This is a genomic window from Pseudomonas tolaasii NCPPB 2192 (assembly GCF_002813445.1).
In the GTDB taxonomy this organism is placed as follows: Bacteria; Pseudomonadota; Gammaproteobacteria; order Pseudomonadales; family Pseudomonadaceae; genus Aquipseudomonas; species Aquipseudomonas tolaasii.
The window spans coordinates 3,078,621-3,104,878 of record NZ_PHHD01000001.1; the positions used below are offsets into that span (position 1 = coordinate 3,078,621).

Annotated in this window: 25 protein-coding genes, 1 tRNA gene and 2 pseudogenes; 7 read left to right on the plus strand and 21 right to left on the minus strand. The window is 61.5% G+C overall.

Going from position 1 to position 26,258, the window contains the following annotated elements; all coding sequences use genetic code 11:
* Positions 1-38: 38 nt before the first annotated feature.
* Positions 39-1,370, plus strand: coding sequence for an MFS transporter (locus tag ATI14_RS14255; RefSeq protein ID WP_016970445.1), 1,332 nt, complete (start codon positions 39-41; stop codon positions 1,368-1,370).
* Here ATI14_RS14255 and ATI14_RS14260 read toward each other — a convergent pair whose 3' ends face one another.
* Positions 1,371-1,859 (minus strand): DMT family transporter, encoded by a 489-nt coding sequence (locus ATI14_RS14260; protein WP_016970446.1) that lies wholly within the window; start codon positions 1,857-1,859, stop codon positions 1,371-1,373.
* A gap of 77 nt (positions 1,860-1,936) precedes the next feature.
* Between ATI14_RS14260 and ATI14_RS14265 the strand changes: the two genes are divergently transcribed.
* The 4 genes from ATI14_RS14265 (at position 1,937) to ATI14_RS14280 (ending at position 4,623) form a co-directional block, all read left to right on the plus strand.
* Complete coding sequence (locus ATI14_RS14265) at positions 1,937-2,854, plus strand: LysR family transcriptional regulator (RefSeq protein WP_418330251.1); 918 nt, start codon at positions 1,937-1,939, stop codon at positions 2,852-2,854.
* 15 nt (positions 2,855-2,869) lie between these two features.
* On the plus strand, positions 2,870-3,280 hold the full coding sequence (gene fos / locus ATI14_RS14270; protein ID WP_016970448.1) for a fosfomycin resistance glutathione transferase: 411 nt from the start codon (positions 2,870-2,872) through the stop codon (positions 3,278-3,280).
* A 54-nt stretch (positions 3,281-3,334) separates the two neighbouring features.
* The gene (locus ATI14_RS14275; protein WP_016970449.1) at positions 3,335-3,976 is read left to right on the plus strand and encodes a LysE family translocator; all 642 of its coding nucleotides are present in this window, start codon (positions 3,335-3,337) and stop codon (positions 3,974-3,976) included.
* Positions 3,977-4,095: 119 nt separating this feature from the next.
* Positions 4,096-4,623 carry a DUF4142 domain-containing protein gene (locus tag ATI14_RS14280; protein ID WP_016970450.1) on the plus strand — a complete coding sequence of 176 codons (528 nt, stop codon included), beginning with the start codon at positions 4,096-4,098 and terminating at the stop codon, positions 4,621-4,623.
* A gap of 53 nt (positions 4,624-4,676) precedes the next feature.
* Here the strand turns inward: ATI14_RS14280 and ATI14_RS14285 are convergent, their stop codons facing one another.
* The 6 genes and pseudogenes from ATI14_RS14285 to ATI14_RS14310 form a co-directional block, all read right to left on the minus strand.
* Positions 4,677-5,102, minus strand: coding sequence for a low affinity iron permease family protein (locus ATI14_RS14285; protein ID WP_016971297.1), 426 nt, complete (start codon positions 5,100-5,102; stop codon positions 4,677-4,679).
* A 112-nt stretch (positions 5,103-5,214) separates the two neighbouring features.
* The gene (locus tag ATI14_RS14290; RefSeq protein ID WP_016971298.1) at positions 5,215-5,715 is read right to left on the minus strand and encodes a methylated-DNA--[protein]-cysteine S-methyltransferase; all 501 of its coding nucleotides are present in this window, start codon (positions 5,713-5,715) and stop codon (positions 5,215-5,217) included.
* A gap of 99 nt (positions 5,716-5,814) precedes the next feature.
* Positions 5,815-6,147, minus strand: a complete 333-nt coding sequence (locus tag ATI14_RS14295) for a hypothetical protein (RefSeq protein WP_016971299.1) — start codon at positions 6,145-6,147, stop codon at positions 5,815-5,817.
* An 81-nt stretch (positions 6,148-6,228) separates the two neighbouring features.
* Positions 6,229-6,642: a type II toxin-antitoxin system HicB family antitoxin gene (locus tag ATI14_RS14300; protein ID WP_016971300.1), complete on the minus strand. Its 414-nt coding sequence runs from the start codon at positions 6,640-6,642 to the stop codon at positions 6,229-6,231.
* A gap of 22 nt (positions 6,643-6,664) precedes the next feature.
* Positions 6,665-6,846 (minus strand): annotated as a pseudogene (locus tag ATI14_RS14305) (type II toxin-antitoxin system HicA family toxin).
* Positions 6,847-7,014: 168 nt separating this feature from the next.
* Complete coding sequence (locus ATI14_RS14310) at positions 7,015-7,908, minus strand: LysR family transcriptional regulator (RefSeq protein ID WP_016971301.1); 894 nt, start codon at positions 7,906-7,908, stop codon at positions 7,015-7,017.
* A gap of 96 nt (positions 7,909-8,004) precedes the next feature.
* Between ATI14_RS14310 and ATI14_RS14315 the strand changes: the two genes are divergently transcribed.
* Both ATI14_RS14315 and ATI14_RS14320 read left to right on the plus strand, forming a co-directional pair.
* Entirely contained in the window at positions 8,005-9,168 is a 1,164-nt protein-coding gene (locus ATI14_RS14315; protein ID WP_016971302.1) for an MFS transporter, read from the plus strand.
* Positions 9,165-10,355, plus strand: coding sequence for an MFS transporter (locus ATI14_RS14320; protein ID WP_016971303.1), 1,191 nt, complete (start codon positions 9,165-9,167; stop codon positions 10,353-10,355). The genes ATI14_RS14315 and ATI14_RS14320 overlap by 4 nt, the downstream gene beginning before the upstream one ends.
* Before the next feature lie 11 nt (positions 10,356-10,366).
* Here ATI14_RS14320 and ATI14_RS14325 read toward each other — a convergent pair whose 3' ends face one another.
* The 14 genes and pseudogenes from ATI14_RS14325 to ATI14_RS14390 all read right to left on the minus strand — a co-directional run bounded on the left by ATI14_RS14325 (position 10,367) and on the right by ATI14_RS14390 (position 26,214).
* Positions 10,367-11,587, minus strand: a complete 1,221-nt coding sequence (locus tag ATI14_RS14325) for a multidrug effflux MFS transporter (RefSeq protein WP_016971304.1) — start codon at positions 11,585-11,587, stop codon at positions 10,367-10,369.
* A complete protein-coding gene (locus ATI14_RS14330; RefSeq protein ID WP_016971305.1) occupies positions 11,580-12,548 on the minus strand; it encodes a diiron oxygenase in 969 nt (322 codons plus the stop codon). The genes ATI14_RS14325 and ATI14_RS14330 overlap by 8 nt, the downstream gene beginning before the upstream one ends.
* Entirely contained in the window at positions 12,548-13,630 is a 1,083-nt protein-coding gene (locus ATI14_RS14335) for a SagB family peptide dehydrogenase (RefSeq protein WP_016971306.1), read from the minus strand. The genes ATI14_RS14330 and ATI14_RS14335 overlap by 1 nt, the downstream gene beginning before the upstream one ends.
* A gap of 426 nt (positions 13,631-14,056) precedes the next feature.
* Positions 14,057-14,130 (minus strand) — tRNA-Gly (locus ATI14_RS14340).
* 209 nt (positions 14,131-14,339) lie between these two features.
* Positions 14,340-15,224, minus strand: coding sequence for an alpha/beta fold hydrolase (locus ATI14_RS14345; protein WP_016971307.1), 885 nt, complete (start codon positions 15,222-15,224; stop codon positions 14,340-14,342).
* A gap of 305 nt (positions 15,225-15,529) precedes the next feature.
* Positions 15,530-16,222: a pseudouridine synthase gene (locus ATI14_RS14350; protein ID WP_016971308.1), complete on the minus strand. Its 693-nt coding sequence runs from the start codon at positions 16,220-16,222 to the stop codon at positions 15,530-15,532.
* Positions 16,222-16,434: a cysteine-rich CWC family protein gene (locus ATI14_RS14355; RefSeq protein ID WP_016971309.1), complete on the minus strand. Its 213-nt coding sequence runs from the start codon at positions 16,432-16,434 to the stop codon at positions 16,222-16,224. The genes ATI14_RS14350 and ATI14_RS14355 overlap by 1 nt, the downstream gene beginning before the upstream one ends.
* A 64-nt stretch (positions 16,435-16,498) precedes the next feature.
* Positions 16,499-18,271 carry an allophanate hydrolase gene (gene atzF / locus ATI14_RS14360; RefSeq protein ID WP_080519822.1) on the minus strand — a complete coding sequence of 591 codons (1,773 nt, stop codon included), beginning with the start codon at positions 18,269-18,271 and terminating at the stop codon, positions 16,499-16,501.
* Between the two features lie 28 nt (positions 18,272-18,299).
* Positions 18,300-21,938: pseudogene (uca, locus tag ATI14_RS14365) on the minus strand (urea carboxylase).
* A 258-nt stretch (positions 21,939-22,196) separates the two neighbouring features.
* The gene (locus ATI14_RS14370; protein ID WP_016971312.1) at positions 22,197-22,826 is read right to left on the minus strand and encodes an urea amidolyase associated protein UAAP2; all 630 of its coding nucleotides are present in this window, start codon (positions 22,824-22,826) and stop codon (positions 22,197-22,199) included.
* A gap of 9 nt (positions 22,827-22,835) precedes the next feature.
* Complete coding sequence (locus ATI14_RS14375; protein WP_016971313.1) at positions 22,836-23,561, minus strand: urea amidolyase associated protein UAAP1; 726 nt, start codon at positions 23,559-23,561, stop codon at positions 22,836-22,838.
* Positions 23,558-24,322, minus strand: coding sequence for an ABC transporter ATP-binding protein (locus ATI14_RS14380; RefSeq protein ID WP_080519988.1), 765 nt, complete (start codon positions 24,320-24,322; stop codon positions 23,558-23,560). The genes ATI14_RS14375 and ATI14_RS14380 overlap by 4 nt, the downstream gene beginning before the upstream one ends.
* Positions 24,319-25,134, minus strand: a complete 816-nt coding sequence (locus ATI14_RS14385; RefSeq protein WP_016971315.1) for an ABC transporter permease — start codon at positions 25,132-25,134, stop codon at positions 24,319-24,321. The genes ATI14_RS14380 and ATI14_RS14385 overlap by 4 nt, the downstream gene beginning before the upstream one ends.
* A 12-nt stretch (positions 25,135-25,146) precedes the next feature.
* Entirely contained in the window at positions 25,147-26,214 is a 1,068-nt protein-coding gene (locus tag ATI14_RS14390) for a putative urea ABC transporter substrate-binding protein (protein WP_016971316.1), read from the minus strand.
* Between the last annotated feature and the right edge of the window lie 44 nt (positions 26,215-26,258).

The window sequence follows — 26,258 nt, forward strand, 5'->3', positions numbered from 1 at the left end:
CAATCGGGCGCCTGTGAGCAGCCCGCTGGAGAGAAACCATGAGCACTAATACGTTGGAGGCCGGCGCGCGCCCGGCCGCTGAAATCGATGCCGAAAAAGCCCTGGTCAGCAAGGTCGCCTGGCGCCTGATGCCGCTGATCATGGTGTGCTATCTGTTTGCGTTTTTTGATCGCATCAACATCAGTTTCGCCAAGTTCCAGCTGCAAGCCGACCTGAGCCTGAGCGACACCGCCTACGGCCTGGGTGCCGGGTTGTTTGTGGTGGGTTACGTGATCTTCGAAGTGCCGAGCAACATGATGCTCTACAAGGTCGGCGCGCGGCGCTGGATCGCGCGGATCATGATGTCCTGGGGGCTGGCAACGGCGGCCATGGTGTTTGTCACCGCCGAATGGCAGTTCTACACACTGCGCTTTTTAATCGGTGCGATGGAGGCGGGTTTTGCGCCGGGCGTGTTGTATTACCTGACCTTGTGGTTTCCGCAGCACTTCCGGGGGCGTATTACCTCGATGCTGTTTCTGGCATCGGCGTTCGCCGGTTTGGTAGGCGCGCCATTCTCCGGCCTGGTGCTGGAACACCTTGATGGCGTGCTGCAGATGCGCGGCTGGCATTGGTTGTTTCTGCTCGGCGGCTTGCCCTGCATTGGCCTGGGCTTCCTGGTGCTGACAATGCTCAAGGACCGCATCGAAGACGCCCATTGGCTGACGCCTGCGGAGAAAACCCTGCTGGCCAGCCGCATCGCCAAACATGAACCCAACCAGCACGGTGGCTCGCTGTTGTCGGCGCTGCGCATTCCGGGGTTCCTGATGCTTGGGTTTATCTACTTCCTGATCCAGGTGGCGTCCTACGGCCTCAACTTCTGGGCCCCGCAACTGATCCGCAGCGCCGGTACCCAGAGCCCGGTGATGATCGGCCTGCTCACGGCGATTCCTTATGTGTGCGGTGCGATCAGCATGGTAGTGATCGGGCGCTTGTCGGACGCCACCGGTGAGCGGCGCAAATTTGTCTGCGGGTTGGTGGTGCTCGGCGCGATCGGCTTTTTCAGTGCCGGGATTTTTGCCGATCACACCACGTTCCTGATCATTGCCCTGGGCATGTTGGGCGCGGGCATTATCGCCTCGATCCCGACCTTCTGGACTTTGCCGCCCAAGCTGCTGGCCGGCGCCGGGGCAGGCGCGGCAGGCGGCATTGCGGTGATCAACACCCTGGGGCAGTTTGGCGGCATCGTCAGCCCGGTGATGGTGGGGCGCATCAAGGACCTCACCGGCAGCACCACTCCGGCGCTTTACGTGATTGGCGTGTGCGCACTGCTGGCGGCGGCGCTGTTGCTGTGGGGCTTGCCGCAAAAACTGCGTACCCTCGACAAGGGCTGATCAGCCCGCCGTTGCCAGTGCGCGGGCGGGTGTGGCGCTGAATTGAATCAACACCACGCCGCCGATCAACAACAACGCCCCCAACACGCGGGGCGTTGTCAGTTGGCGCTCCACCAGCCCGAACAGGCCGAAGTGGTCGAGCACCAGTGACGCCAGTATCTGCCCGGCCATCGCCAGGGCAATAAAGCCGGAAGCGCCGAGCTTGGGCAACAGCATCAGCGCCAGGGAAATAAAACACACACCAAAGGCGCCACCGGCCCACATCCACAGCGGCGCCTGTTTAATAAACGCCAGGCTGGGCAGTGGCAGGCGCATCGCCAGAATCACCGGCAGCAACACAATAATGCTCACCAACAGCGAGGCCAGGGTGGCCCACAGCGGGTGGCCGAGCCCACGGCCGAGGTTGGCGTTGATCGCACTCTGAAACGGCACCACCGCCCCGGCGATGACCGCCAGCGCCAACAAGCCTGCCCAATGCAACGTCGTCATGTTGAATCTCCCGGATGTTTTTCTGGACTGTAGGGCATTCGTCGCGCAAATTTAAATTCCAAGTTCTTATGCCGGGTATGCAACTGGTGAATGATCTGCGCCGTATCGACCTCAACCTGCTGGTGATCCTCGACGCTTTGCTCGCGGAGCAACACGTCACCCGCGCGGCCGAGCGTTTGCACCTGAGTCAGCCGGCGGTCAGCCACGCATTGGCCCGCTTGAGAGATCTGTTGGGCGACCCACTATTGGTTCGTCAGGGCGGTAGCCTGGTGCCGACGGCGCGGGCGTTGGAGCTGGCCACTCCCCTGGCCGAAGCGTTGGCCCAAGTGCAGGCATTGCTGGCGCCAAACCGTTTCGACCCGGCATCGGCCAAGCGCACATTTCGTGTGGCGATGTCGGACTACAGTGCGGCGATTTTCCTGCCAAATCTCGTGCGGGTTCTACGCCGTGAAGCCCCCGGCATTGACCTGCAAATCGTCCAGGCCAGCCGCGAGGGCATGGTGGACGGCGTGCTCAATGGCGATCTCGACGTAGCCGCCGGTGTCTTCCCTGACATGCCCGCCGAGCTGCGTACCACGCCGTTGTTCGAAGAGCATTACACCTGCCTGGTGGACCGCCACAGCCTGGCGGAAAACGCTGCTCTGGATTTGCCTACCTATCTGTCGCGCCCCCATGTGTTGCTGGAAATGCGCGGCAGCGGCACGCCGGAAATCGAGCGGGCATTGAAGGCGATTCGTCAGCGGCGGCATGTGGCAATCAGCTTGCCGCACTGGGGCGTGGCGCCGCAGTTGATCCAGGGCACCGACCTGATTCTCACGGTGTCGTCACGGGGTTTGCTCAACATTGATCATCAGCACCTGGTGGCTGTGCCGCCACCGTTTCATATCCCATCCTTTGCGGTGGAGCTGGCGTGGCATGTGCGGCGCGGCGGCGATTCGGGGTTGCAGTGGTTGATTGGGCGGGTGCAGGGTGTATTGTCCGAAGACCAACGCTAACAGGATAAGAACACCATGCTCTCAGGCCTCAACCACCTGACCCTGGCCGTCACGGACGTGTCGCGCAGCGTCGATTTCTATCATGAACTGCTGCAGTTGAAACTCGACGCCACGTGGGACAACGGCGCCTACCTGTCATTGCCCGGCCTGTGGTTGTGCCTGTCACTTGACCCCATGCGCGATTCAACCTCGGCTGCCGACTACACCCATTATGCGTTCAGCATCGATGCCGTTGATTTCACCGCGTTGGTCACGCGCCTGCGCGGCGCTGGCGTGCAGGAGTGGCGTGATAACCGCAGCGAAGGCGCGTCGTTCTATTTTCTCGACCCCGATGGTCACAAGCTGGAGGCCCATGTCGGTGACTTGGCCTCGCGCCTGCAAGCCTGTCATGCCAGGCCCTATGCAGGAATGAAGTTTTACCCGTAGCGTCAGAACGTGCAGAATCCCTGCACTTCTTAACCGTCTGTCAGAGTCGCGACCATGACCCCATCCTTGCTGCTCGCCGTCCTCGCTTCGGGTTTTATCTACGGTATTACGCCTGGTCCGGGCGTGCTCGCTGTGTTTGGCATTGGTGCCGCGCGTGGCCGTCGTGCCGGGGCGGGTTTCCTGTGCGGGCATTTGCTGGGAGATGTGGTGTGGTGCAGTACCGCGCTGATTGCGATTGTCGGCGCACGGGAAGTCGGCAGCAGCGCCTTCGACGTGCTGGGCGTGCTGAGCGGCCTGTACCTGTTCTGGCTCGGCTGGCGCGCAATCCGTACCCAGCGTCGCAGCAGCGACGCTCCTCAGGGCGCGGCGCGGCATCCGTTCTGGCACGGCATTCTGTTTGGCCTGACCAACCCGAAGGCTTACCCGGTAGCGGTCGCGACCTTCACGGCGTTGTTGTCCAGCCGCGCCGAATTGCTGACCTGGGCGATGTTGCCGTCGCTGATTTTTCTCAGCTTCGTGGGCGGCTTGCTGGCCTACGCGATACTGGTCGGTGTGGTCGGCGCCCAGCGTGTGCGCACCGTGTATCAGCGCCATGAAATCCTGATCACCAAACTCTGCGGCGTGATGTTTATCGGCTTTGCCATTAACGCCTTGGCGCATGCGTTGCCGGGGCTTTTCGGCAGCAAACCGGCCTGAACAACGGATGACCGTTCGTCGCACTGGCGAGTTTTTTCTAAACCTTTGCCGCCCTGAAAATTCGAATTCAGGGCGGGGGTAATCCCCTCGACCTTATTTTTGCCCTGGAGGAACCCACCATGAGCCGTATGGCTATCCGGTTACGCACCGCCAGTTTCGCGATGCTGCTGGGCCTCGGCGCCAGCAATGCTTTCGCCCAGTCGCCGGCTGAATTCATCGAGCAGGCTTCGGCCAAAGGGATGGCCGATATCGAAACCAGCCGCATGGCCCACGCCAAGACCTCGTCCCAGGAAATCAAGGACTACACCATCGAGGTGATCAACGAGCGCACATTGGCCAATCAGCACTTGGCAGCCATCGCCAGGAAGCTCGACCTGCCGGTGGCGCCGCGGGAAAAGATCGTGGACAAGGCCGAAACCCTGATGCCTGAACTCAAGGACGGCGACTCCTTTGATGCCGCCTACACGGCGCAGCAGGTCAAGGAAAATGAAGACGCCATTGCCCTGTTCAAACAGGAGGGTGCCGCCTCCGAAGTGCCGGAAATAAAGGCGCTGGTGGATGAGACGCTGCCCAAGCTGGAGGAGCGTCTGCAGAAGGCCCGCGCCTTGGCATCGACCTACGGCAAGGGGCATCAAGGCGACGGTTGATCGCGTTTCTTAATACAAAAAACGGCGGCTGGAGAGTATCCAGCCGCCGTTTTTTATGCCTGGTTCAGATCCGTCTTGGCCTGCGCTGCGTCGTCAGCCGAGGCGCCGCAGCTGCTGTTGAGGCTCACGGTGCCGGCGCTGCCGATGCTGCGATATTCCTTGCGCAGTTTTTCCAGCTCTTTGCGGTCCAGTCCATCCAGGCTCAACACAGCGTTTTGTGCATCCTTGGAGACGCGCAGCAGCTCGTCGATTTTGATGTGCAGAATGTCGTTGTCGCGGTTTTGCGTGTTCTGGATCAGGAACACCATCAGGAAGGTGATGATGGTGGTCGAGGTGTTGATGATCAATTGCCAGGTGTCGTTGTAGTGGAAATACGGCCCGCTCAGGCTCCACGCCAGAATCAGCGCCACCGCGGCGTAGAACGTGCGGGGGCTGCCTGCCCAGCGGGACAGGGTTTGCGAGACTGCGGAGAATTTCATGACCGTTTTCCTTGAAAGGGAGGGTGATGAAAATATGGACCGCAGGGGTGCGCTGAAATTTCTTTTTACAATTAGCCCGATGAGCGACGTTTTCGCCTTGGTTTCGCGCCCCTCAAAAGGCCAGCTCCGCTTGCTCCGGGCCTTCCAGTGCAAGCAAATACTGCTTGGCTTCCAGCCCCCCGGCGAACCCGGTCAGGCCGCCCGACGCACCAATCACTCGGTGGCACGGCGCGATGATCGAAATGGGGTTGCGCCCGTTGGCCGCGCCCACGGCGCGCACGGCTTTCGGGTTGCCGATCTGATGAGCGATCTGGCTGTAGCTGCGGGTTTCGCCAAAGGGAATGGTCAACAGCGCGTGCCAGACCTGCTTCTGGAAGTCTGTGCCCGCGAAGTCCAGTTCCACCTCGAAGTGGTTGCGCGTGCCGGCGAAGTACTCTTTCAACTGGCGCTCGGTTTCCAGCAGGACCGGGCTGTCATTGGCTTCGTACAACGGGCCGAGGCGTACCCGGTTGGGGCGGTCTTGCTCCCACAGGATCGCGCAGAGCTTGCCGTCGCGAGCCACCAGTGTCAGTTGGCCAACGGGGGAGGGCATGAGTGTGTATTCGTAGGCCATGGGCGGGTTCCTCGAAGGGCATTTAACAGGTGCAGCGCTACTGTAGTTCTCCTCTACGGGCTGGAAACTACGTTTCTTGCGGTCGAATTCTCCCAGCGCTCAAAGGTTCCAGTAAACCCAATTGGAGTAGTACGGGTACCAATACAGCCAGGATATTCGATAGAGCCCTTTAAGCAGTGAGGCTTCGCTGATCCCTACCAGCGAAATAACGTTAAGCAGCGTGATGATCAACGCGAACATCGCCACACCTCGACTGGCGCAGCGCCTGGCGAACCTTGTGCCATAAACCGACGCGGCAATCGATCCCAGTGCGAGTACCCCCCCAAAGGGAAATGGCAATGACAAAAACGAGACGAGCAGTGGCAAAACCAGCACCCAGCCTGTTACTTGCCGCAGAACATGTTTTGGCGTGCGTTGTGTGGGCTCAAGCATTGTTGTGTTCCTGGTATCGGTGATGCGTGCCGATATCATCCCGAAACGAGCTCATCCTCTTCGTAGGACTTTTCCGGGCAGCTATTGGCGTTCCTGCTGCAACACCTTAAGCGCCGCCGACGCGAGAAAGCCGGAACGGCTTTTTTCCTCCGGGTGGTTCAACACATATTCATCAATACGGTTCAGCAGGTAGCCGGGCAGGGTGATATTGAGCTTCTGCGCCTTGCCCAGGTACTTGGTCACATCGATATCGACCACCGCCCAGGTGCAGCCTGCGTATTTCGGGTTGGCCGCATGCAGGGTGACTTTCTGTGCGCCTGGAATCGGCGCGCCGTCCTCGGCCAGAATCTCGAAGTGCCCTTCAATGGCCTCGCGGGCCATGGCCATGGCGTCGTCAAGGTCGTCGCCTGCCGAGTAGCAGCCCGGAATGTCCGGCACTTCCACACCCCAGGCGTGGTCTTCGTCGCCGGTTGAAATTGCGATGGGGTAAAGCATGTCTGTTGTCCTCCACGGACGATTAACCCAACAGAGCCTGTTTCAAAATGCTCTTGGCGGTCTTGTCCAACAGGTCCTTCTTTGGATGGGGAATTGTCACCAGGCCTGGTTTGGTCGGGTGCTTGAAATGATGTGACTGCCTCGGGTGCGTACCAGATACCAGCCGTCCGCGACGATATGCCCTATCAAATATCGGCTATCCACATCACCTCCTTGTGGCGTGTGTTGGTGGTGACTATAACCACTAAAAATAAATGATCACCACTCTACCTACTGTCGGTCGATGACCGGTCTTTGGCAGGAGAGTGTCTGAAGTGTATGAGCACCGTGGGATGCCGCCGGAGAGAGGTATTGCGGGGTTTTGCGGGGGTGTTACCGGGTGTGTAAGGCTTCGGTAATGACGGTGAGAAAGGCATCAACTAGCACACTTTTTGTTGCAGTCGGAGTCAGAACCAGCAACTGCGCACAGGCGTCTGCTTCCACCAAGGGTCGATAGGTCACGCCTTTGTTCATCAGACTTTGCGTGCACTCCGGCACCAGCGCCACCCCTTGCCCGGCAGCAACCAGCGCAATAATCGAGGTGATTTGCCGGCCCGTCGGCCCGGGCCGCAGCGGTTGGCCGTGGTGCCGGTAGAGCTGTTCGATGGACTGGTTCAGCCCCGAGCCATAATCCGGTGGAAACAGAATCAGCGGGTGAGCACTGAGTTGCGCCAGGCTGACGTGGGAGTGGTCTGCCAGCGGGTTGTCGACTGATATCGCCGCCACCAGGCGCTCCTCTCCAAGTGACAATGCCTGCACCTCATCGTTATGCGGCAGAAGGCGGCTCAGGCCGATATCCAGGCGCCCATCCGCTACCTGTGCACCCAGGCTGCCGGAAGCGCATTCGACCAGGGTCAGTTGCACGTCGGGAAACCGCTGGGCAAATGCCTGGATCGCCTGGCTGAACAAGTCCGACAGGGCAATCGAGCTGACGTACCCCAGCGCCAATTGCCCGGCCGTGCCGGCGGCCAGTTTGTTGGCGATTGTTTGCGTCAGTTCGACCTGCTCCAGCACGCCACGCGCGTAGGGCAAAAACGAGCGGCCCTGAGCGGTGAGGGTCACCGTGCGGCTGGTGCGATCAAACAGCTTGAAACCCAACTCGGTTTCCAGTGCCGAGATCTGCCGGGTCAGGGGTGGCTGTGCCAGGTGCAGGCGAAGGGCGGCGCGGCCGAAGTGCAATTCTTCGGCGACGGTCAGAAAGTACCGCAGCTTGCGTAGGTCGAGCATCCTGATCCTTGGGGTATTGATCGGTTGGAAATCGGTATTGGTTGAAGACCCGTCGGCCATTCTATAAAGACCGCACAAAATAAAACGAGAGGTTTCATGAAACCGCGCCTGCATTGCGCCCGGCTGGCCCTGTTCCTGTGTGGCTGTGCGGCGTTTCTCAACCTCTATGCCACCCAGAGCATCCTGCAAACCTTTGCCGCGCAGTTTCACGTCAGCACGGATATGGCAGGCTGGAGCATCACGGTGACCACACTGGCCGTGGCGATGACGGCACCGTTTGTCAGCCGGCTGACCGGGCGCTTTGAGCAGCGCACGGTCATTGTCGCGGCGGCACTGTTGCTGGCGCTGCCCGCGTTGATGACTGCCCATGCCGACAGTTTTGCGCAAGTGCTGGTATGGCGCTTTGCCGAAGGCCTGTTGATCCCGGTGGTGTTTGCCACCAGCGTGGCCTATATCGGCGACCGGTGGCGCGGCGGCACGGTGACCGAAGTCACCAGCCTCTATGTAGCCGGTACGGTACTGGGCGGGTTCGCCGGGCGCTTTCTCACAGGGTGGATGACCGAGTATGTCGGGTGGCGCGAAGCCTTTGAATTGCTGGCGGCGGTGAGCCTGATGGTGGGTGGTTTCATTCAGTTTTTGTTGCCGCCCAACCCCCGGCAAACCTCAACGGTTGACGCCTCTGTCTCTGGCATTTTCCGCAGACCTTTGCTCGCCGCGTATGCCGTAGGATTTTGCGTACTGTTCTCCCAGGTTGCGGCATTTACCTACGCAGGTTTGTACCTTGGCTTGCCGCCTTTCAACCTCGGCCCTGCAGCTTTGGGTACGCTTTACACGGTGTTCCTGTTGGCATTAGTGGTCATCCCGGTTGCGGGGCGTCTGAGCAAAGCCAGGCCCCATGCAGAACTGCTGACCGTTGCCGCTGTGCTCGGCGTGACTGGCTCGGCGCTGACCCTGTTGCCTTCGTTGTGGTCCATCGTTGCAGGGCTGGCTCTGAGTTCCACCGGCGTATTTCTCGCCCAGGCCGCCGCGAATGCCTTTACCACCGCCAACGCGCGCGACAACAAAGCCGGCGCGGTAGGCGTTTACCTCACGTGTTATTACCTGGGCGGCAGTTGCGGTGCCCTGTTTCCGGCGTTGATCTGGGCACGTTGGGGCTGGACAGGCTGCGTAGCGCTGATTATCGGTTTTCAACTGTTGACGCTGCTGATAGCCCTGACCGGCTGGAAGCCCCTCAAACCTGAGCGGGTGCCTACACCATGAGTGACACCGCTGCCATGCCTGCCTTGGACGTCTCAACCCGGCGCCGCACCTTGATCGCCGGTTGCAGCGCTCATGCCGTACACGACGGGCTGACCGACGCCATCTATGTGCTACTGCCGATCTGGCAGGCTCAGTTCGCGTTGTCCTACGCCCAGATCGGACTTTTACGCGGCGCCTATTCCGGGATGATGGCGGTCTTTCAGTTGATGGCCAGTCGCGCCGCCAGGCGCTGGGGGCGTGTCCCTTTATTGGTGGGCGGCACCGCGCTGGCGGGTGTTGCGTATTTATGGGCGGGGCAAGCGACGGGATTGGCCGTGTTGTTGATGGCATTGGTGTTGGGCGGTCTGGGCGCCAGCACTCAACACCCGCTGGCTTCTTCAATGATTACGGAGGCTTACGAAAACGGTGGCGGGGTCAAGCAAGCGTTGTCTCAATACAACTTCTGCGGTGACATCGGCAAAACCCTGATCCCGGGCCTGGTTGGCCTGTTGCTTACCGTGATCAGTTGGCGCGCCAGCGCTACGTTGCTTGGGCTGTTGGGGTTGGCAGCGGCGGGCCTGTTGTGGTGGTGCGTTCCTGCTCAAGCATCCGAATTTTCCTCGACAAACAAGGCCAAGTCCCTCAGCGGAACCGGCTCCGCGACGGGCCTGCGCGCCCTTGTCCTCACCGGGACACTGGACAGCGCTGTGCGCATGGGCTTCCTGACGTTTCTGCCGTTCCTGCTGCAAGCCAAGGGGGCAGGCACTGCAGGCATTGGCCTGGCGCTGACGATGCTGTTCATCGGCGGCGCCTTCGGCAAATTGCTCTGCGGCTACCTCGGCGTACGCATTGGCATGATGAAGACCGTGTGGCTGACCGAAACGTCTACGGCGCTGTTGATCGTCGCCGCGGTGTACCTGCCGCTGACAGGGCTGATGCTGATGTTGCCTGTGCTGGGCCTGGCGCTGAATGGCACATCTTCCGTGCTGTACGGGGCTGTGCCGGACCTGGCTGGCGCGGGTAAACGCGAGCAGGCCTTCGCAGTGTTCTATACCGGCACGATTGGCGGCGGCGCGCTGGCACCGGTGCTGTTCGGTGGTGTGGGGGACGCGCTGGGCGTGCCGGTGGCGGCCACGGTGCTGGCGGGGCTGTTGTGTTTGACGTTGCCGTTGGCGTGGGTGGTGCAGCGGGGATGTGCCAGGCCTTGATTGCCCATGGGTCAAGACTCCGCCAACGGTTTTTGTCTGGCAGAGGCGGCCCGATTGATGCGTTCGTTGATCAGCAGCGCAAGGCTGCCAAGGACGATGAAGCTGATGGCCAGCGTCATTTGAAGATCATAAAAGCTGAGATTGACCAACGCACTGATCAACCCGCCGCCGATAAAAATGATCGTATTGCCCGCCGAAGCCGAGGCGCCGGCGTTGTCCGGGAACAACTCCATCGCTCTGGAGGTTGCGGCGGGTCGCGTGATGGTCGTGCCTGCCGTGCAGATCATCATGGGCACCAACACTGTGACGGGGGTCAAGCCGTAAAGGCTCGCCAGCAGCATCATCGTCAGCCCGGCAAGCACAATCAGGCCCAGGCCCGTGCTTATTTGGGTGGAGGATTCCATGCGTTTATTGAGCACACCGGCGAGCATGCCACCCAGCACGTAAGCGGCACCGTAAAGCAACAGCATCAGCGAGAACTCATAGTTGCTCATGTGCAACTGTTCGATGAAGACCAGGGGCGAAACCACGATAAACGAGAAATGGCAGGCAAACACAATGGCGCAGATCAGCCAGTACGCAATGAAATGGAGGTTGCGAAACAGCTGCCGGTAGGTTTTGAAGAGGTTGAAACCCGGCCTCACATTCGGTGCCGGCGGGTTGCGCAGCGACACCCATGCCTTGACGAATACCACGACGGCAATGGCGGCGAACACATAAAAGCTGCCCTGCCAATCCAGTACGTGTTGCAACACGGTGCCCACCAGGGGCGAGATCGAAATGAAGATCCCGCTTGCCGTCACCATCAGGATGCGCAGACGGTCACGCTCTTTACCCACAAACAAGTCCTGCACCAACGCCTGGGATAATACAAAACAGCCGCAGCCTACCGCCTGGATTACGCGGAATATCAGAAAGGCGCTGTAGTCCCTGGCCCACACGCAGCCCAGTGCCCCCACCATCGAGACGGCCATGCCGCCCAGCAGCAGGTTCTTGCGACCGAGTGCGTCAGACAAGGGCCCGATCAGCAGCTGCGAGAGGGAAATGCCGATAGCAAACACGCTGACGGACAATGCAATGTCCGAAGGCGTGGTGTTGAAGTGTGTTGAAAGCGCGGGGAACGATGGCAGAAGCACATCGATCGGGAATACGCCGAGCATGACCATGGTCATGAGCAGTACGACGGCGGCAACCTTGGTTGCGCGTTGAGTGCGATCCAGTACTTCAGGCATCGATGAGTCCCGCCATGCTGAACAATTCCCTGTGGGCCTGCTGCTCAAAAAAACCGGCGCGTTTCATCGCCAGGAGTGTCGCTGTGGCACCGGACCGAGCGCGTCGGGCGCGGGCGTCGGGTGCCACAACTTGCTGGATGACCTGTTCTGCCTCGTTTGGCGCAATGCCTGCGCTGGCCAGGCTGGCAGCCAACCAGTGTTCGTCCACCTCAGAGAACACCAGGATGATATCGATCAATTGCCGGGCTGAGGCGAGTTGCTGAGCCGACGACAAACGTGGCCAGAGGTACTGGAATACTTCGCAAAAATACCGGCTGTGCCGGGCTTCGTCTTCCAGGTGTTCCCTGAACATCTGGTACACCGTGGGCACCAGCGTGTCACCGGTGAGGTCCAGCAGCTCCTTGGCGATGATCGTTTCGGAGACAAAACCGACCATGAACCAGCGCAACGCACGGCTGCTGTCGCTGCCGATGTCGAGCAAATCGAGTAACAAGCGGATGCGCTTTGGCGGCGCGTCCCACACGGGCATCCGATAAAACTCCGCCACCTGCGCCGCCAGTTCGTAGGAGAACAGCGCGTGATAACCCTCGTCGGTGTACAACTGCAATGCCGCAATCTTCATCGCGTGCGGCAGCTGGATGCGCAATTCGTCGTGAATAAGGACTTCCACCGCGCGGTTGACGATCTTGTGTTCGAGTATCGTCGTGTAGTTGAGGAAGTACACCAAGTGATTCGCCGCCAACCGGTGACGAGCCTGCCGCGAAGCCTGTTCGATCGCCGGGTGGGCAAAATAATGGATGAACGAGGGCGGGAACCAGCCTTTGGTGTGCAGCTGCTGCTCCAGATCAGCCACGGGTGGCAGCGCATAGCTGTTCTTTTTAGTGCGCACCGACGCTCGGTTATGCCAGTCCCCCAGCGTGTATTGGCGGCTGCGGCCAGCCCCGGTGGTGAGGGAAGGCATTACTGCGTGTGCTCCGGGTTTTCCATCAGCGCCTTGAGTTCCTTGCATTGCGCCTGGCCGTCGCCGAAGCCCGCGCCGACAAAGAACAACGGTTGCTCTGCGGCCTCTTCGAGCCCGAGCAATTTCTCCACCTGTTCGTCACTCAGTGCTCCGGTCAACCAGGTGGACAATCCCAGGTCGGTTGCGGCCAGCTGGAACGTTTGAGAGATATGCCCGGCCTCGACGTAAGCCATGCGGTACGCGCGCGAGTGCTCATACTTCCACCACAACTTGTCAAAACGCGCTGTGAGGAACAAACCCAGCGGCAGGTCATTGATAAAGTGTTGCCCTGCCAGCAATTGCCCTAATGGTGCCGCGGGCAGCGCATGGACGCGCCGTAACGCATGCCGTTCCGGGTGGTAGTAATAAATACCGGGTTCCAGGCCTTCGACGCGCACCGCGTAAACGTAGCCTTCGCAGGCGTTCAGGCCACCCCCGGACGGGCTGCTGCGCCGTGCCCTGAAGGCTTCGGGGACATTGTCGCCGGTATCGGCTTCGCGCTCCTTGAGATAGCCCAGGGCCAGATAAAGCAGGCGGCTTAAATCATCCAGCGTGACAGCTTGCTCTGAGAACGAACGCGAGGTTTTTCTTTGAAGAAGGACGCGTGTGAGGTCATTTCCGGGGCTCTCCAGCGCCGGTACCGGCAAGGAAATCAGCTGCGCATTGGAGTGTTTGCTGAAACGTGCGGCGGGAGGTTGTGTGTCGAGTACTTCCTGGCAATGCTCCAGATACTGCGCGGACCATTCGTGAATATCGCTGGGGACGTGTTCAAAGGGCAGGTTCTTGGTGCCGATGTGGAAAATCTTCGACAGCTCGTCCCAACCCCATTCAGGTTGCACAGGCTCATCGACGCACAACAACCCGGCGCTCAGGAAGGCCGCGTCGATTTCACTTGCGCCGTCGAACAAGGAGGGGTCTTCAATCAGGCTTATGAGGCGGGAGGAATACAGCGAGTCCAGTTCAAACTGGGTGTGGTCTTTGTAGTTCCAGATAACGGTATAAGGCGGGCGTGCAAGGATGAAGAAGTGTGGGTTGATATGCATTGTGTGTGTAACCCCGAACATGGCCAGTGATGAAGCTGGAAGGTCATCCTCCCAGCTTCATCATTCACTTCACTTAGCGGGCTTTGGCCGCAATGAGGCAGTGCAGGTTGGCGATTTTTTTCGATTCGAGGCTGATAGCTTTCATGGTGTTACTCCTGAACAGTAAGTGAGTGCCGCTTCAATGCGACACTCCGAGCCTAGTCAGGGGGCCTGAGTTATCAAGGAGATGGCGGGTTTGTATTCTTCGACCTGTCCCCTTTTACTGGCGCATCAGGCCTGAGGGGGCGTGAACGATCAACCTGCGGTAAAAGCCCATTCAGACAGGCCGCAGATCCAAATATTGGGCATAAAAAAACCGGCCACCAAGAGCCGGTTCTTTTATGCCTTTGCGTCAATAACCAACCTGACGCGAAAGCAAAATTGGAGTGGAGCGGGTAGAGGGAATCGAACCCTCGTCGGAAGCTTGGGAAGCTACTGTTCTACCATTAAACTATACCCGCTCAGAGCGGCTGACTTTGTACCAGATGTTCGCCCGAATTTGAAGTTTTTCTTCAAAAATGTGTGGGTTACGTTCATCCCGGCACAGGCTTGCGTGGGAGCTGGCTTGCCTGCGATGGCTTCACCTGGTGTGCCTGAGACATACCGAGGCGTCTGTATCGCGGGCAAGCCCGGCTCCCACACAAGCGGATGGGTTAACCAAGCGTTCATCTCAAATCGCAAAGGCATGCTGCGTCTGGCCGTGCTGATACCTCAAGCGGCTGAACGGGCGCTGGGGCTTCAAGAAGCCTACCACCGCGTCCCGGCTGTCCCGGCAGGCGGCTTTGTGCTCCATGTCCAGGAAGTGCCCGGTCGCCTGGATCGTGCTGAAACGGCTGTTGGCGACGTGTTGGCCAAACAGCCTGGCGTCCTCGGCGCTGGTGTATTCGTCCCATTCGCCATTGAGGAACAGCACCGGAATGTCGATCTGTTTCGCCGCCTTCAGGTAACACAGCCGGTCGCCATGCAGGACGTGGCTGATGTGAAAGTGCATCTGCCCGTATTCGTGTTCGGCCAGACTGCTCACATGTTTGTAATTGAAGCGCTTGAACAGCGACGGCAAATGTTTGCCGATGGTGCTGTTGACCAGGTGTCCGACACTGTGGCGATCAAGGCTGCCAAGGTAGTCGACGCCGCGTTCGAGGTAGTCACGCATGGGGGCATTGATCACCGGCGAAAACGAACTGATCACGGCTTTTTCGACACGCCGTGGCCGTTGGGCGAGGGCGACGAGTGCTGCGGCGCCCCCCCAGGAAAATGACAACACGTGCTCGGCGGCGAAGTGGTCGATCAATTCCAGCAGAATCTGCCCTTCGACTTCCTTCGTCAGCATCTGCTCATGGCGATTATGGATTTTGGAGCGGCCAGCGTAGGGCTGGTCGTACAAAACCACATTGAATTGCGGGTACAGGCTTTTCACGGTTTGGGCGAAGGAGGCCGTGGTGGCCATCGAGCCGTTGACCAGGATGATGGTCTTTTCAGCAGCATCCGCGCGATAGAACTCCGTGTAAACCCGATACTGACCCTGTATATCCAGCACAGCGATTTCTGGCCTCATGTCGTAAGACTCCTGGCAAGCGGGTAGTGCGCGCAGATCACTCTGCACGAGCTTTGTGACAGGTAGGCATACGCCTGGAAGAGAAGGGCCCATGTCAGTCCGGTGACGGCTGGCCGACGGGTGTTGTTATGGCGGGCTGTTTGCCTGAGAGGCCCGCAAATCAAGCGCGGGCGGGGCAAGGTGTTTCTTGGAGGTTATGGGCGACTCGTCGGTCATAATCCGGCCGGCAGGTTGGATTCAAGCAGCCGATTCGCCACCTCGCAAGGCGCCCGGCTGGTTTTTTGCCACCATCGGCTGAACGGTCGTCAGACCTGTCGTATTTCGTCGCTGGTCAACGCCCGGTACTCGCCCGGCGCCAGGGCGGCATCCAGTACCAAAGGCCCCATGCGTTCTCGGTGCAGGCCAATGACCTTGTTATCAAAATGCCCGAACATGCGTTTCACCTGGTGATAGCGACCTTCGATGATGCTTAACCGCGCAGTCCTCGCGCCCAGCAGTTCGAGTTCGGCGGGCTGGGTGGTGAGGTCTTCAAAGGCGAAGTACAGGCCGGCCTTGAAGGTTGCCGCGTAGTGCGGGCCGATGTCCTGCTCGGTTTCCACGAGGTAGACCTTGGGCAGCTTGGTCTGCGGCTGCGTGAGGCGGCGCGACCATTGGCCATCGTTGGTGATCAGCATCAGCCCGGTGGTGTTGAAGTCCAGACGCCCGGCGATGTGCAGCTCGTGTTTGTCCGGCTCGTGCAACAGATCCAAAACCGTGGCGTGCACCGGGTCGGCGGTGGCGCTCACACAGCCTTGAGGTTTGTGCAGCATGAAATAGCGCGCGGGCTTGCCGGCTTGCAGCACTTGATCGTCGACACACACGCGGCTGAATTCGCGCACTTCATGGTGTGGGTCGCTGACCGCCACGCCGTCCACGCTTACCCGTCGCTCAACCAGCAGCACGCGCACTTGCTTGCGATTGAAGCGTGGCAGGTTGCTGAGAAAACGGTCCACGCGCATTACGGCTGATCAGCCTCGCGCAATTGCGCATCCACTTGGGCACAGCGCGGGCACAAGCAGGCCTTGTTGCGCAACGCGTCCGGCAGGGCTTCAAGCACAGCCGGATCGATGGTCACTGTGTAGCACCAGCACGCCTGACCGGCGGTACGCGGGTCGGCGAGGGAGCAATCGTTACGGGCGCCGCAGGCGGGGCAGAGGCTGGGTGGGGTCATCGTTTGGTTCGGGCAGTGATCGGGCAGGGTCCCGGGGTTCCCTGCACGATACAGCGCCGCCGGGCTATTGCAAGCTGCGCAGATAGGCGCGCCAGCCTCCGAAGTGGCTGATATCCACAGCGCCCTTGAGCCCGTAGGGTTCGCAGATGAAGCCGGTCTCCCAGCGCCCATCGGCCAGTTGCACCTTGCCAAGGCCCAACGGCGCCGGGATGCCGGTGAGGAAGGAGCCCAGCTCTGCGCTTGGCAACGCCCACACTTCCACCTCGATGGCCACGCCGCCCTCGCTAACCCGCAGCATGCCGGGGCGAAACGGCGGCCCGCCCGCCAGGGCAAACAACTGGTAATCCGCCGAGCTGTGTGTGCATTCCAGCAGGCGCGCGCCACGGCGCAAGAGCTGACCGTTCAGCGCCAACCCTTGCAAATGCGCGCCGCACACCACCAGCCGCGTGTGGTCATGGCTGGCGCTGCCGGTGGGGGTGCCGAGGGAGGCATCCTGCTGACGCTGCAAGGCATCCGCCACCCCCAGCAGGTAGTGATCGGTGAAGGCACGGCCAAACAGCGTTACCCCCCAGGGCAGCCCGTTGCTCATCACGCCGCCGGGCACCGCGACGGCGGCGTAGTCGAGCAGGTTCATGAAGTTGGTGTAGTAGCCCAGTTCGGCATTGCGCAGCACCGGTTCGGCGCGCAGTTCTTCCAGTGTCACCGGGCGGCCGATGGTCGGCGTCAGCACGCAATCGAGCCCTTCCAGCAGTCGGTCACATTCGGCTTTCAAGGCTTGCAGCCGGTACTGCGCGCGGAAGGTGTCGACGCCCGTCACGGCCGGCGCCGTGGCCAGTACTGCGCGAATCACCGGCAGCACGGCGTCGGGCTCACGCGCCATCAACTCACCCGCGACGCTGTAACGCTCGGCCACCCACGGCCCTTCGTACAGCAAGCGTGCGGCCTCCAGGAAAGGCGACAGGTCCAATTCAACCGGCTCGCCGCCCAGTGCAAGCATGCGCGCGATGGCCTGCTGAAACAGCTGCGGGCCTTGTTTGCAGCCGAAGAATTCCAGGTCCTGCGCGCGCGGCACGCCAAAGTGAAACGGCTTCGGTGCGCCAAACGCCGAGGCATCATTCCACGCCGGGTTTTGCCGACTGTAGGCGTCCAGCGGGTCCAGCCGGGCGGTCAGCGCCAGCAATTGGCTGGCCTCCCGCGCCGTGCGGGTGAAGGTGGTGACGCAATCCAGTGTGCGGCACGCCGGTACTACACCCGCGGTGGAAATCAGCCCTTTGCTCGCCTTGAGCCCCACCAGGTTATTCAGCGCTGCCGGCACGCGTCCGGAGCCGGCGGTGTCGGTGCCCAAGGCAAAACTGGCCACGCCCAATGCGACCGCCAGCGACGACCCTGCGCTGGAACCGCCCGCCGGGTAATCCGGCAGCACGCTGTTGGGGCAGGCACCGTAGGGCGAACGGCTGCCATTGAGGCCGGTGGCGAACTGGTCGAGGTTGGTCTTGCCCAGCGGCACCGCGCCCAGGGCGATCAACTGTTCGACCACTGTCGCGCTGCGCTGCGGTACGTAGGCAAACGCCGGGCACGCGGCCGTGGTGGGAATGCCCGCCAAGTCAATGTTGTCCTTGATGGCAAAGGGTATTCCGTACAGCGGCATTTGCGATGGCTCGCGACCGTTCAGGGCTGCCAGGTACGGCTCCAGGTCCGCCACGCTGAGCAGGTGAATGAACAGGTGATAGTCGGGGTTCAACTGCGCGGCTTTTTCGCGTAGCTGCAGCACGACTTCGCGTGGCGTGGTATCGCCGCTGAGGTAGGCATTACGCAGGTTGTCCAGTTGCAGGTCCATGGGTTGTCCACCTGTGAAAATAGAAAAGTCAGTCACGTTCCAGCACCACCACACGCTGGCCGGCAGCGATGCCGCTACCGGGTTGAACGGGGATCTCGCGCACGGTGCCGGCAAACGGCGCCACCACAGGAATTTCCATTTTCATGGACTCCAGAACCACCAGCACATCGCCGCTTTTGACCGGCTCGCCCACCGCGACCTGAACCTGCCAGAGGTTGCCGGCGATGGGGCTGTCGATACTGCATTCGTGGGTGCGCAGTGGCGTGTCTGCATTCAGCGGCGCGGCCTGTTCCTCACTGTCGAAATGCGCCTGGCCGCTGGCGATCCAGCGCTCGCGTTCGGCATTGAATGCGCGTTGCTGATGGTCGCGGAACGCCTCGATACCGGAGGCTTCCTGCACCAGAAATGCCTGGTAATCCGCCAGGTTCAACTGGCTGTGCTCAATGTTCAGCTCAAAGCGCCCGAGGGGAAAATCCTGACGAATGCGCACCAGTTCTTGAGCGCTCACCGGGTAAAAACGAATCTGGTCAAAAAACCGCAGCAACCACGGCTTGCCGTCAAACGCCGCCACTTCCCGATAGCGGTTCCACATCTGCAAGGTGCGCCCCACAAACTGATAGCCGCCGGGGCCTTCCATGCCATACACGCACAGGTAGGCCCCGCCGATGCCCACCGAGTTTTCGGCGGTCCAGGTGCGTGCCGGGTTGTATTTGGTGGTCACCAGACGATGGCGCGGGTCGAGCGGTGTGGCCACCGGCGCGCCGAGGTAAACGTCGCCCAGGCCCATCACCAGGTAGCTGGCGTCGAACACCGTGTGGCGTACTGCGTCGAGGCTGGCCAGGTCATTGATGCGGCGGATGAACTCCAGGTTGTTCGGGCACCAGGGCGCGTCCTTGCGCACGGTAGTCATGTATTTTTCGATGGCGAGTTGGCACGCCGGGTCGTCCCATGACAGCGGCAAATGCACGATGCGCGAAGGCACTTGCAGGTTCGGCGTAGCGCATACGCGGGTCCATTCACGGGCAATCAGCGGCAAGAGATCGGCCAGCGGCAGTTGCTCGGGCTGGTAGTGGATTTGCAATGAGCGAATGCCCGGGGTCAGGTCGATCACACCGGGCAGGGCACGGGCTTCGAGCGCCTGCATCAAGGCGTGGGCGCGAAAGCGCAGCACCAGGTCGAGTTCAGGCGCACCGACTTCCAGCAGCAGGTGGGTATCACCGGCAAGGCGCGCAACGAGGCGAGTGTCACCGTCAGCGACGTCCAGAACCACCGGCGACGCCAGCTCAAGTGAATTGAGATCAAGGTGGGAGCCGGGCTAGCCCGCGATGGCATCACGGTGGTCTGCCTGAAGGACCGAGTGGTCAGTATCGCAGGCGAGCCAGCTCCCACTTTGGTCCCAGTTCAAGGCGAGATCGCGGGCGGTCTTGAGGTCGACAGGCGCGAACATGAGCCTGTCACCCGCCTTCAACTGCCCGAGCTGCCAAAGGTCTGCCTCGATCACGGTGACGGGGCACACAAAACCGCCCAGGCTCGGCCCGTCCGGCCCGAGGATCACCGGCATGTCTCCGGTGAAATCCACCGCGCCGATGGCGTAGGGGTTGTCATGAATGTTCGAGGGGTGCAGCCCTGCTTCACCGCCGTCGGTGCGTGCCCACACCGGTTTGGGCCCGATCAGGCGCACGCCGGTGCGGCTGGAATTGAAATGCACTTCCCATTGCGTGGCGAAGAAGGTAGCGATGTATTCAGGCTTGAAGTACTCCGGCGCGCCGTGGGGGCCGTAGATCACGCGCAGTGTGCGTACCTGGGCCAGCGGCTGCGCAGGCAGGTTTTGCCCGGCGCTGACGTCCACCAACGGCAACACATGCAACACATCCCCGGCCCGTAACGCGCGTCCGCCATGGCCGCCGAACTGGCCGAGGGTGAAGGTGCTTTTGCTGCCCAGATAGTCCGGCACTTGCAGCCCGCCACGCAGGCACAGATAGCTGCGCGCACCGGCTCCGGCGATAGCGCCAAGGCTCAATACGCCGCCCGGCTCAATCAGCAGCGCGGTGTTCATCGGCACCGCGTTGTCATTCAGGTGCAACGCAATGTCGGCCCCGGTGACCGCCACCACGGCCGCGCAATTGAAGCGCAACAGCGGCCCGCTCATGGTGATTTCCAAGGCAGCTTCGCCGTCGCCGTTGCCCAGCAAGCGGTTACCCAGGCGCAACGCGCGGCTGTCCATTGGCCCGGAAGGCGGAACGCCGACCGCCCAGTAGCCCAGGCGCCCCGGGTAGTCCTGCACACTGGTTTGGGTGCCGGCGCTGAGCACTTCAAAGGTGTTGGCGGTGTAGACCAAATCTTCCAGGCAACGCGTCCACGGGCGCCCGCTGGCAAACGGTGCGGCCTGCAGAATCTGGCGCAGGTAATCGCGGTTGGTTTCCACGCCGTAGAGGTGGCTGTCGCTCAACGCCTGGTGCAGATCCAGGCGTGCCTGTTCGCGGGTTGGCGCCCAGGCGATGAGCTTGGCGATCATGGGGTCGAAGTAAGGCGCAATCTCGCAGCCGGCTTCGACCCAGGTGTCGATCCGCAGGCCCGCCGCCTGCGGGAAGTCAACGCGGGTCACCAGGCCGGGGCTGGGCTGGAAATCCTTGCCCGGGTCTTCTGCGTACAGCCGTGCCTGAATCGCATGGCCCTGGGGGGTGAGCACCAGCGTGTTCAACGGCGGCAATTCACCGGCGGCCAGTTGCACCATCCAGCGCACCAGGTCGACGCCCCACACTTGTTCGGTGACGCCGTGCTCCACCTGCAACCGCGTGTTCACTTCCAGAAAGTAGAAGCGGCCGTCGGCACTGTCGTAGATAAACTCCACGGTGCCGGCGCTGCGGTAGTCGACGGCTTTGGCCAGCGTGATCGCCGCTGCACATAACGCTTCGGCCATGCCTTCGGGCAGGTTGGGGGCCGGGGTTTCCTCGAGGACTTTCTGGTTGCGCCGCTGCACGGAACAGTCGCGCACGCCAAGGGCGATGACGCCGCCGGCGCCGTCGCCAAACACCTGCACTTCGAGGTGGCGCGCGTGCTGGATGTATTTTTCGATGAATACACCGGCGTCGCTGAAATTGTTCTGCCCCAGGCGTTTGACGGCGTCGAAACACTCACCCAATTCCACCGCGCTGCGGCACACGCGCATGCCGATGCCACCGCCGCCCGCCGTGCTTTTGAGCATCACCGGGTAGCCCACGTAGTCGGCTGCCGACAGCGCCGCCTGCAGGCTGTCGAGCAATTCGGTGCCTTCCAGTAACGGAATTTGATGTTGCCTGGCCAAGGCCCGCGCGGTGTGCTTGAGGCCGAACACGCGCAATTGTTGCGGGGTGGGTCCGACAAAGGCGATGCCGGCGTCTTCACAGGCTTGGGCAAAGGCTGCGTTTTCCGAAAGAAAACCGTAGCCGGGATGAATCGCCTTTGCGCCACAGGCCTTGGCGGTGGCCAGAATCTTTTCTACCGCCAGATACGTACCTGCCGCTGCGCCTTCACCGAGGCTGAACGCCTCGTCGGCCTGGCGGATATGCAGGCTGGCGGCATCGGCCTCGGCGTATACAGCGATGCCTTTGACGTTCAGCTCGCGCAAAGTGCGCAGGATGCGACAGGCGATGGCGCCACGGTTGGCGATCAAGAGTTTTTCGAACATGGCAAAACCCTGCGGGCCGTCCCGCAAAAGGGGGTAGGCGCTGCGGTCGTCCGCAGCGCACATTCCGAAACAGATGGAGATCAACTGCGGGAGTCGGGCTTGCCCGCGATGGCGGTGTGTCAGCTAACCCATGTGTAGGCTGATACACCGCTATCGCAGGCAAGCCAGCTCCCACAGTTGATCTTCATTGTTTTTTGAGGCACTGCCCGGCGCGGGCCTGGCACAGGGTGAACAACCATTGGCGCAGGCGCTTGAGCTTCAGTTCCATACCAGTAACTCCGCAGGGGTGGGGTTGTAGGCGTTGCAGGGGTTATTCAGTTGCGGGCAGTTGGAAATCAGCACGATCACGTCCATCTCCGCGCGCAGGTCGACGTACTTGCCGGGGGCGGAAATGCCGTCCTCGAAGGTCAGCCCGCCGTCAGCCGTGACCGGCACATTCATGAAAAAATTGATGTTCGGCCCGATGTCGCCCTTACCCAGGCGGCCGTCGTGGGCACAGGCGCGCAGGTAGTTGTCGCGGCAGCTATGCATGTAGCGTTTTTCCAGGGCGTAACGCACGGTGTTGCTCTCCTGGGCACACGCACCGCCGAGGGTGTCGTGGCGCCCGCAGGTGTCGTCGACGATGGTCAGCATCGGCTGGCCGAGATTGGAATACAGCACGCTGCCGGTGCTCAGGTAGACGCTGTTCTGTCGGCGCAGGGTGCGTTGCACGTCATAGCGTTCACGCGGGTTTTTCAGGCTGTAGAACAGCGTGTCGACGGCCTGGTTGCCCTCAAGGTCGAGGATGCGCAAGGTCTGGCCGGCCTTGACCTCCATCAGCCACGGCTCGCCGGCGGGAATGGTCGCGCGGTACACCGCGGCGTCAGGTTGTTTCAGTGGGGTGGACATGGCGGCTCCTCAGGCGAACAGGCGATCGGTGTTGATAAAACCGCGCTCGTTTTCCGGGCGCGATGTGCGGCAGTGTTCGGCGACGCTTGGGTCGGCGTTCATCCAGCTGAGCTTCAGCGGTTGCGGCGCGTAGGCGGGGTTGGGGTCCATCGGATGTTGCAGGGCGGTGAGTACCACCAGCGTGTCCATCGGCGCGTAAAGCTCGATGTAGTCGCCGGCCCTGGAATTGCCCGGCACGAAGTGCAAGCCACCTTCACCATCAACGCTGACCCGACTGAACAGGTTGAGGGTCATCAGCAAGTCGCAAAGCCCCAGGCCCCACTTGCCCAGTTCCACCAGCAGGTTGTCGGTGCCATTGCGGAAGAAGCCGTTGCGCAGCTCCTGATAGCGGCCCTGGCCGTACTTCTCGGCCACCTCTGAGGCACACAGGACGCCGCCGATGCTGTCACTCCAGCCGCAGGTGTCGGCGGTGATCGCGGCCAGCACGCGGCCCATGTCCGAATACAGGCAATGACCGGTGGTGAGCTTGGCCGTGTGTTGGCATTTGAGGCTGTCGGGCAGGTTCAGGCGCTCGGTTTTTTCATTGGCGTTGAGCAGGGTGAGGCTGACATTGGCGCCGCCGCGAATGTCGGTGAGGCGCAGCAACTGGCCGCGCTTGAGCACGAAGGAGCGGTGGCCGCCGCCGGGGAGCATTTCCTCGGCGAAGGGGGGGAACAGTTGAGTGGAATCGGTCATTTGGAAGTGGCTCCAAGTTCGGCGGCGAGGGCTTTACGGCGCTCGCTGTTCAAAGGGATGTCGTAAGTGATGCGCGCGCCATAGGCGCCGGGGGCGTGGGGGTCGACGCGGACCTTGTCGAACACCAGCAAGCGCGTGCCGAGGCTGAAACCTTCGCTGAGGTCGTGGGTGACCATGAACACCGTCAACCGGGTTTCGCGCCACAGTTCCAGCAACAGCTGGTGCATGTCTTTGCGAATGCCCGGGTCGAGGGCGCCGAAGGGTTCGTCCAGCAGCAGCACGCGTGGCTGCATGATCAGCGCCTGGGCGATGGCCAGTCGTTGTTGCATGCCGCCGGAGAGCTGCGCGGGGTACTTGTCCAGTGCATGGCCGAGGCCGACCTTGTGCAGCAGGGCGGCGGCCCTTTCGCGGGCCTGCTTTTTGGCGTTGCCGAACAGTCGGCCCAGCCACCGTGAACGGGGCAGTTCCAGACCCAGGGCGACGTTATCCAGCACGCTCAAATGCGGGAACACCGAATAGCGCTGGAACACCACGCCGCGGCTGGCATCCGGTTCGGCGGCGAGGGGCTGGCCGTCCAGCAGGATCTGGCCTTTGTTGGCGGTTTCCTGGCCCAGCAGCAGGCGCAGAAAAGTCGACTTGCCGCAGCCCGAGGTACCGACCAGGGTGCAGAACTCGCCCTCGGCCACCTGCAGGTCCAGGCCTTCGAGCACCACCTGGTCGCCATAGCGCTGCCACACGTTGTTGACGATGATAAAGCTCATGCCCGTGCTCCTTCGTACCAGGGGAATGCACGTCGGGTCAGGGTTTTCAGGCCCCAGTCCATCAGCCAGGCGAGCAGGGTGATCCACACCACGTAGGGCAGAATCACGTCCATCGCCAGGTAGCGGCGCACCAGGAAGATCCGGTAGCCCAGGCCGTCGGTGGAGGCGATGGCCTCGGCAGCGATGAGGAACAACCACGCCGAGCCGAGCATCAGCCGCAGCGAAATCAGCAGGCGCGGCAGCAATTGCGGCAGCACCACGCGCAGTATCAGGGTCCAGGTGGAGGCGCCCAGGGTCTGGGCTTTTACCAGCAACTCGACGGGAATCTCCCGGGCACGCTGTTCCAGGTCGCGCGCCAGGGCCGGGGTGATGCCGATCACGATCAGCATCACCTTGGACAACTCCCCCAGCCCGAACACGATGAACAGAATCGGCAGGATCGCCAGCGGCGGCACCATCGACAGCACGGTGAGCAGCGGCGACAGCGGCGCACCAAACAGCGGCAGCGTGCCGGCGGCGATGCCCAGGCACAGGCCGGCGAGGGCGCTAATGCCCAAGCCGATGGTGAGGCGGCGCAGGCTCGACGCGCTGTCTTGCCACAGCACATATTCACCGGTGCGCGCATCGGCGCTCAACGCCAGGCGTTTTATCGCGTCGCCCATTTGCACGGCGCTGGGCAGCAGCTTGTCGTTGGGGTTCTGCGCCAATCGCTCCGCCGAGCCCACAAAATAGGCGAACAGCAGCAAAGCGAACGGCAGCAGTACCAGTAACAGTCGGCTGGAGCGTTCCGGGTGACGGTTGATCAGGCGCATGGCCGGGTCCTCTTACAGGGTGCCGTCGGCGGCCATCTGCACGTAGGCGGGGTCGAAATGCAGCTTGAGGTTGGCGGTGTCGCCGCTGGTCACGCCATTGGCGAAGCTCATGCCCACGGCGCTGGTGTCCTTGGCGCCTTCGCCGAGCAGGCCATGTTCAAACGAGAACTCGGCAACCTTGCGCATGGTCGCGGGCAACTGCGCACTGGTGGCAAACGCCAGGGCTTCCTTGGGGGTGGCGAACAGCTTGGTGGTGTCCAGTTGCGCCTGGAACCCCTTGAGGTCGGTGCCCGATGCCTTGGCCATGTGTTCCAGGGCTGCGGTACCGGCGGCGTTTTTGGCATTCATCAGCGCCACCACTTCAAACCAGGCGCCGGTCAGCGCTTTGCCAAGTTTTGGGTTGTCTTTAAGGGTCTGGGTGTTGACCACCATCATGTCCATGATTTCGCCGGGCACTTTGCTGGAGTCGAACACTTGGGTGACACCGGGCTTGGCCTTGATCTCGGAGAGCATCGGGTTCCAGGTGGTCACGGCTTGCACTTGGTCGGTGTTGAAGGCCGCGGCGATGTCGGCGTCGGAGGTGTTGACCACTTTCAGGTCTTTTTCGGTAAGGTCGGCGGACTCCAGCGCGCGGGCCAGCAGGTAGTGGGAGACCGAGAGTTCCACCAGGTTGACGTTCATGCCCTTGAGGTCCGCCACGGTCTTGCCGGTGCCCTTGATCACCACGCCATCGTTGCCGTTGGAAAAGTCGCTGACCACCAGCGCAGTGCTGTCCACGCCACCGGCGGCGGGGATGGTCAGGGCGTCCATGTTGGTCATGGTGCAACCGTCGAACTGGCCGGCGGTGTACTGGTTGATGGATTCGACATAGTCATTGAGCTGCACCATGTCGATTTTGATGCCGTACTTTTTCGCCCACTTGTCGAGGATGCCTCTGCTGCCGGCGTACTCCCAGGGCATCCAGCCGGCGTAAATGGTCCAGCACACACTGAAGTGGTCTTTGACGGCGGCTTGGGTCTGAACGCTCAGCACGGCGGCAAAGGCGGCGGCGAGCAAGGCGGGTAAACGCAATGAGGGCATGGTGCTTCTCCAGTTGAACATGGGCGAGCAGGAGCAACGCGGCA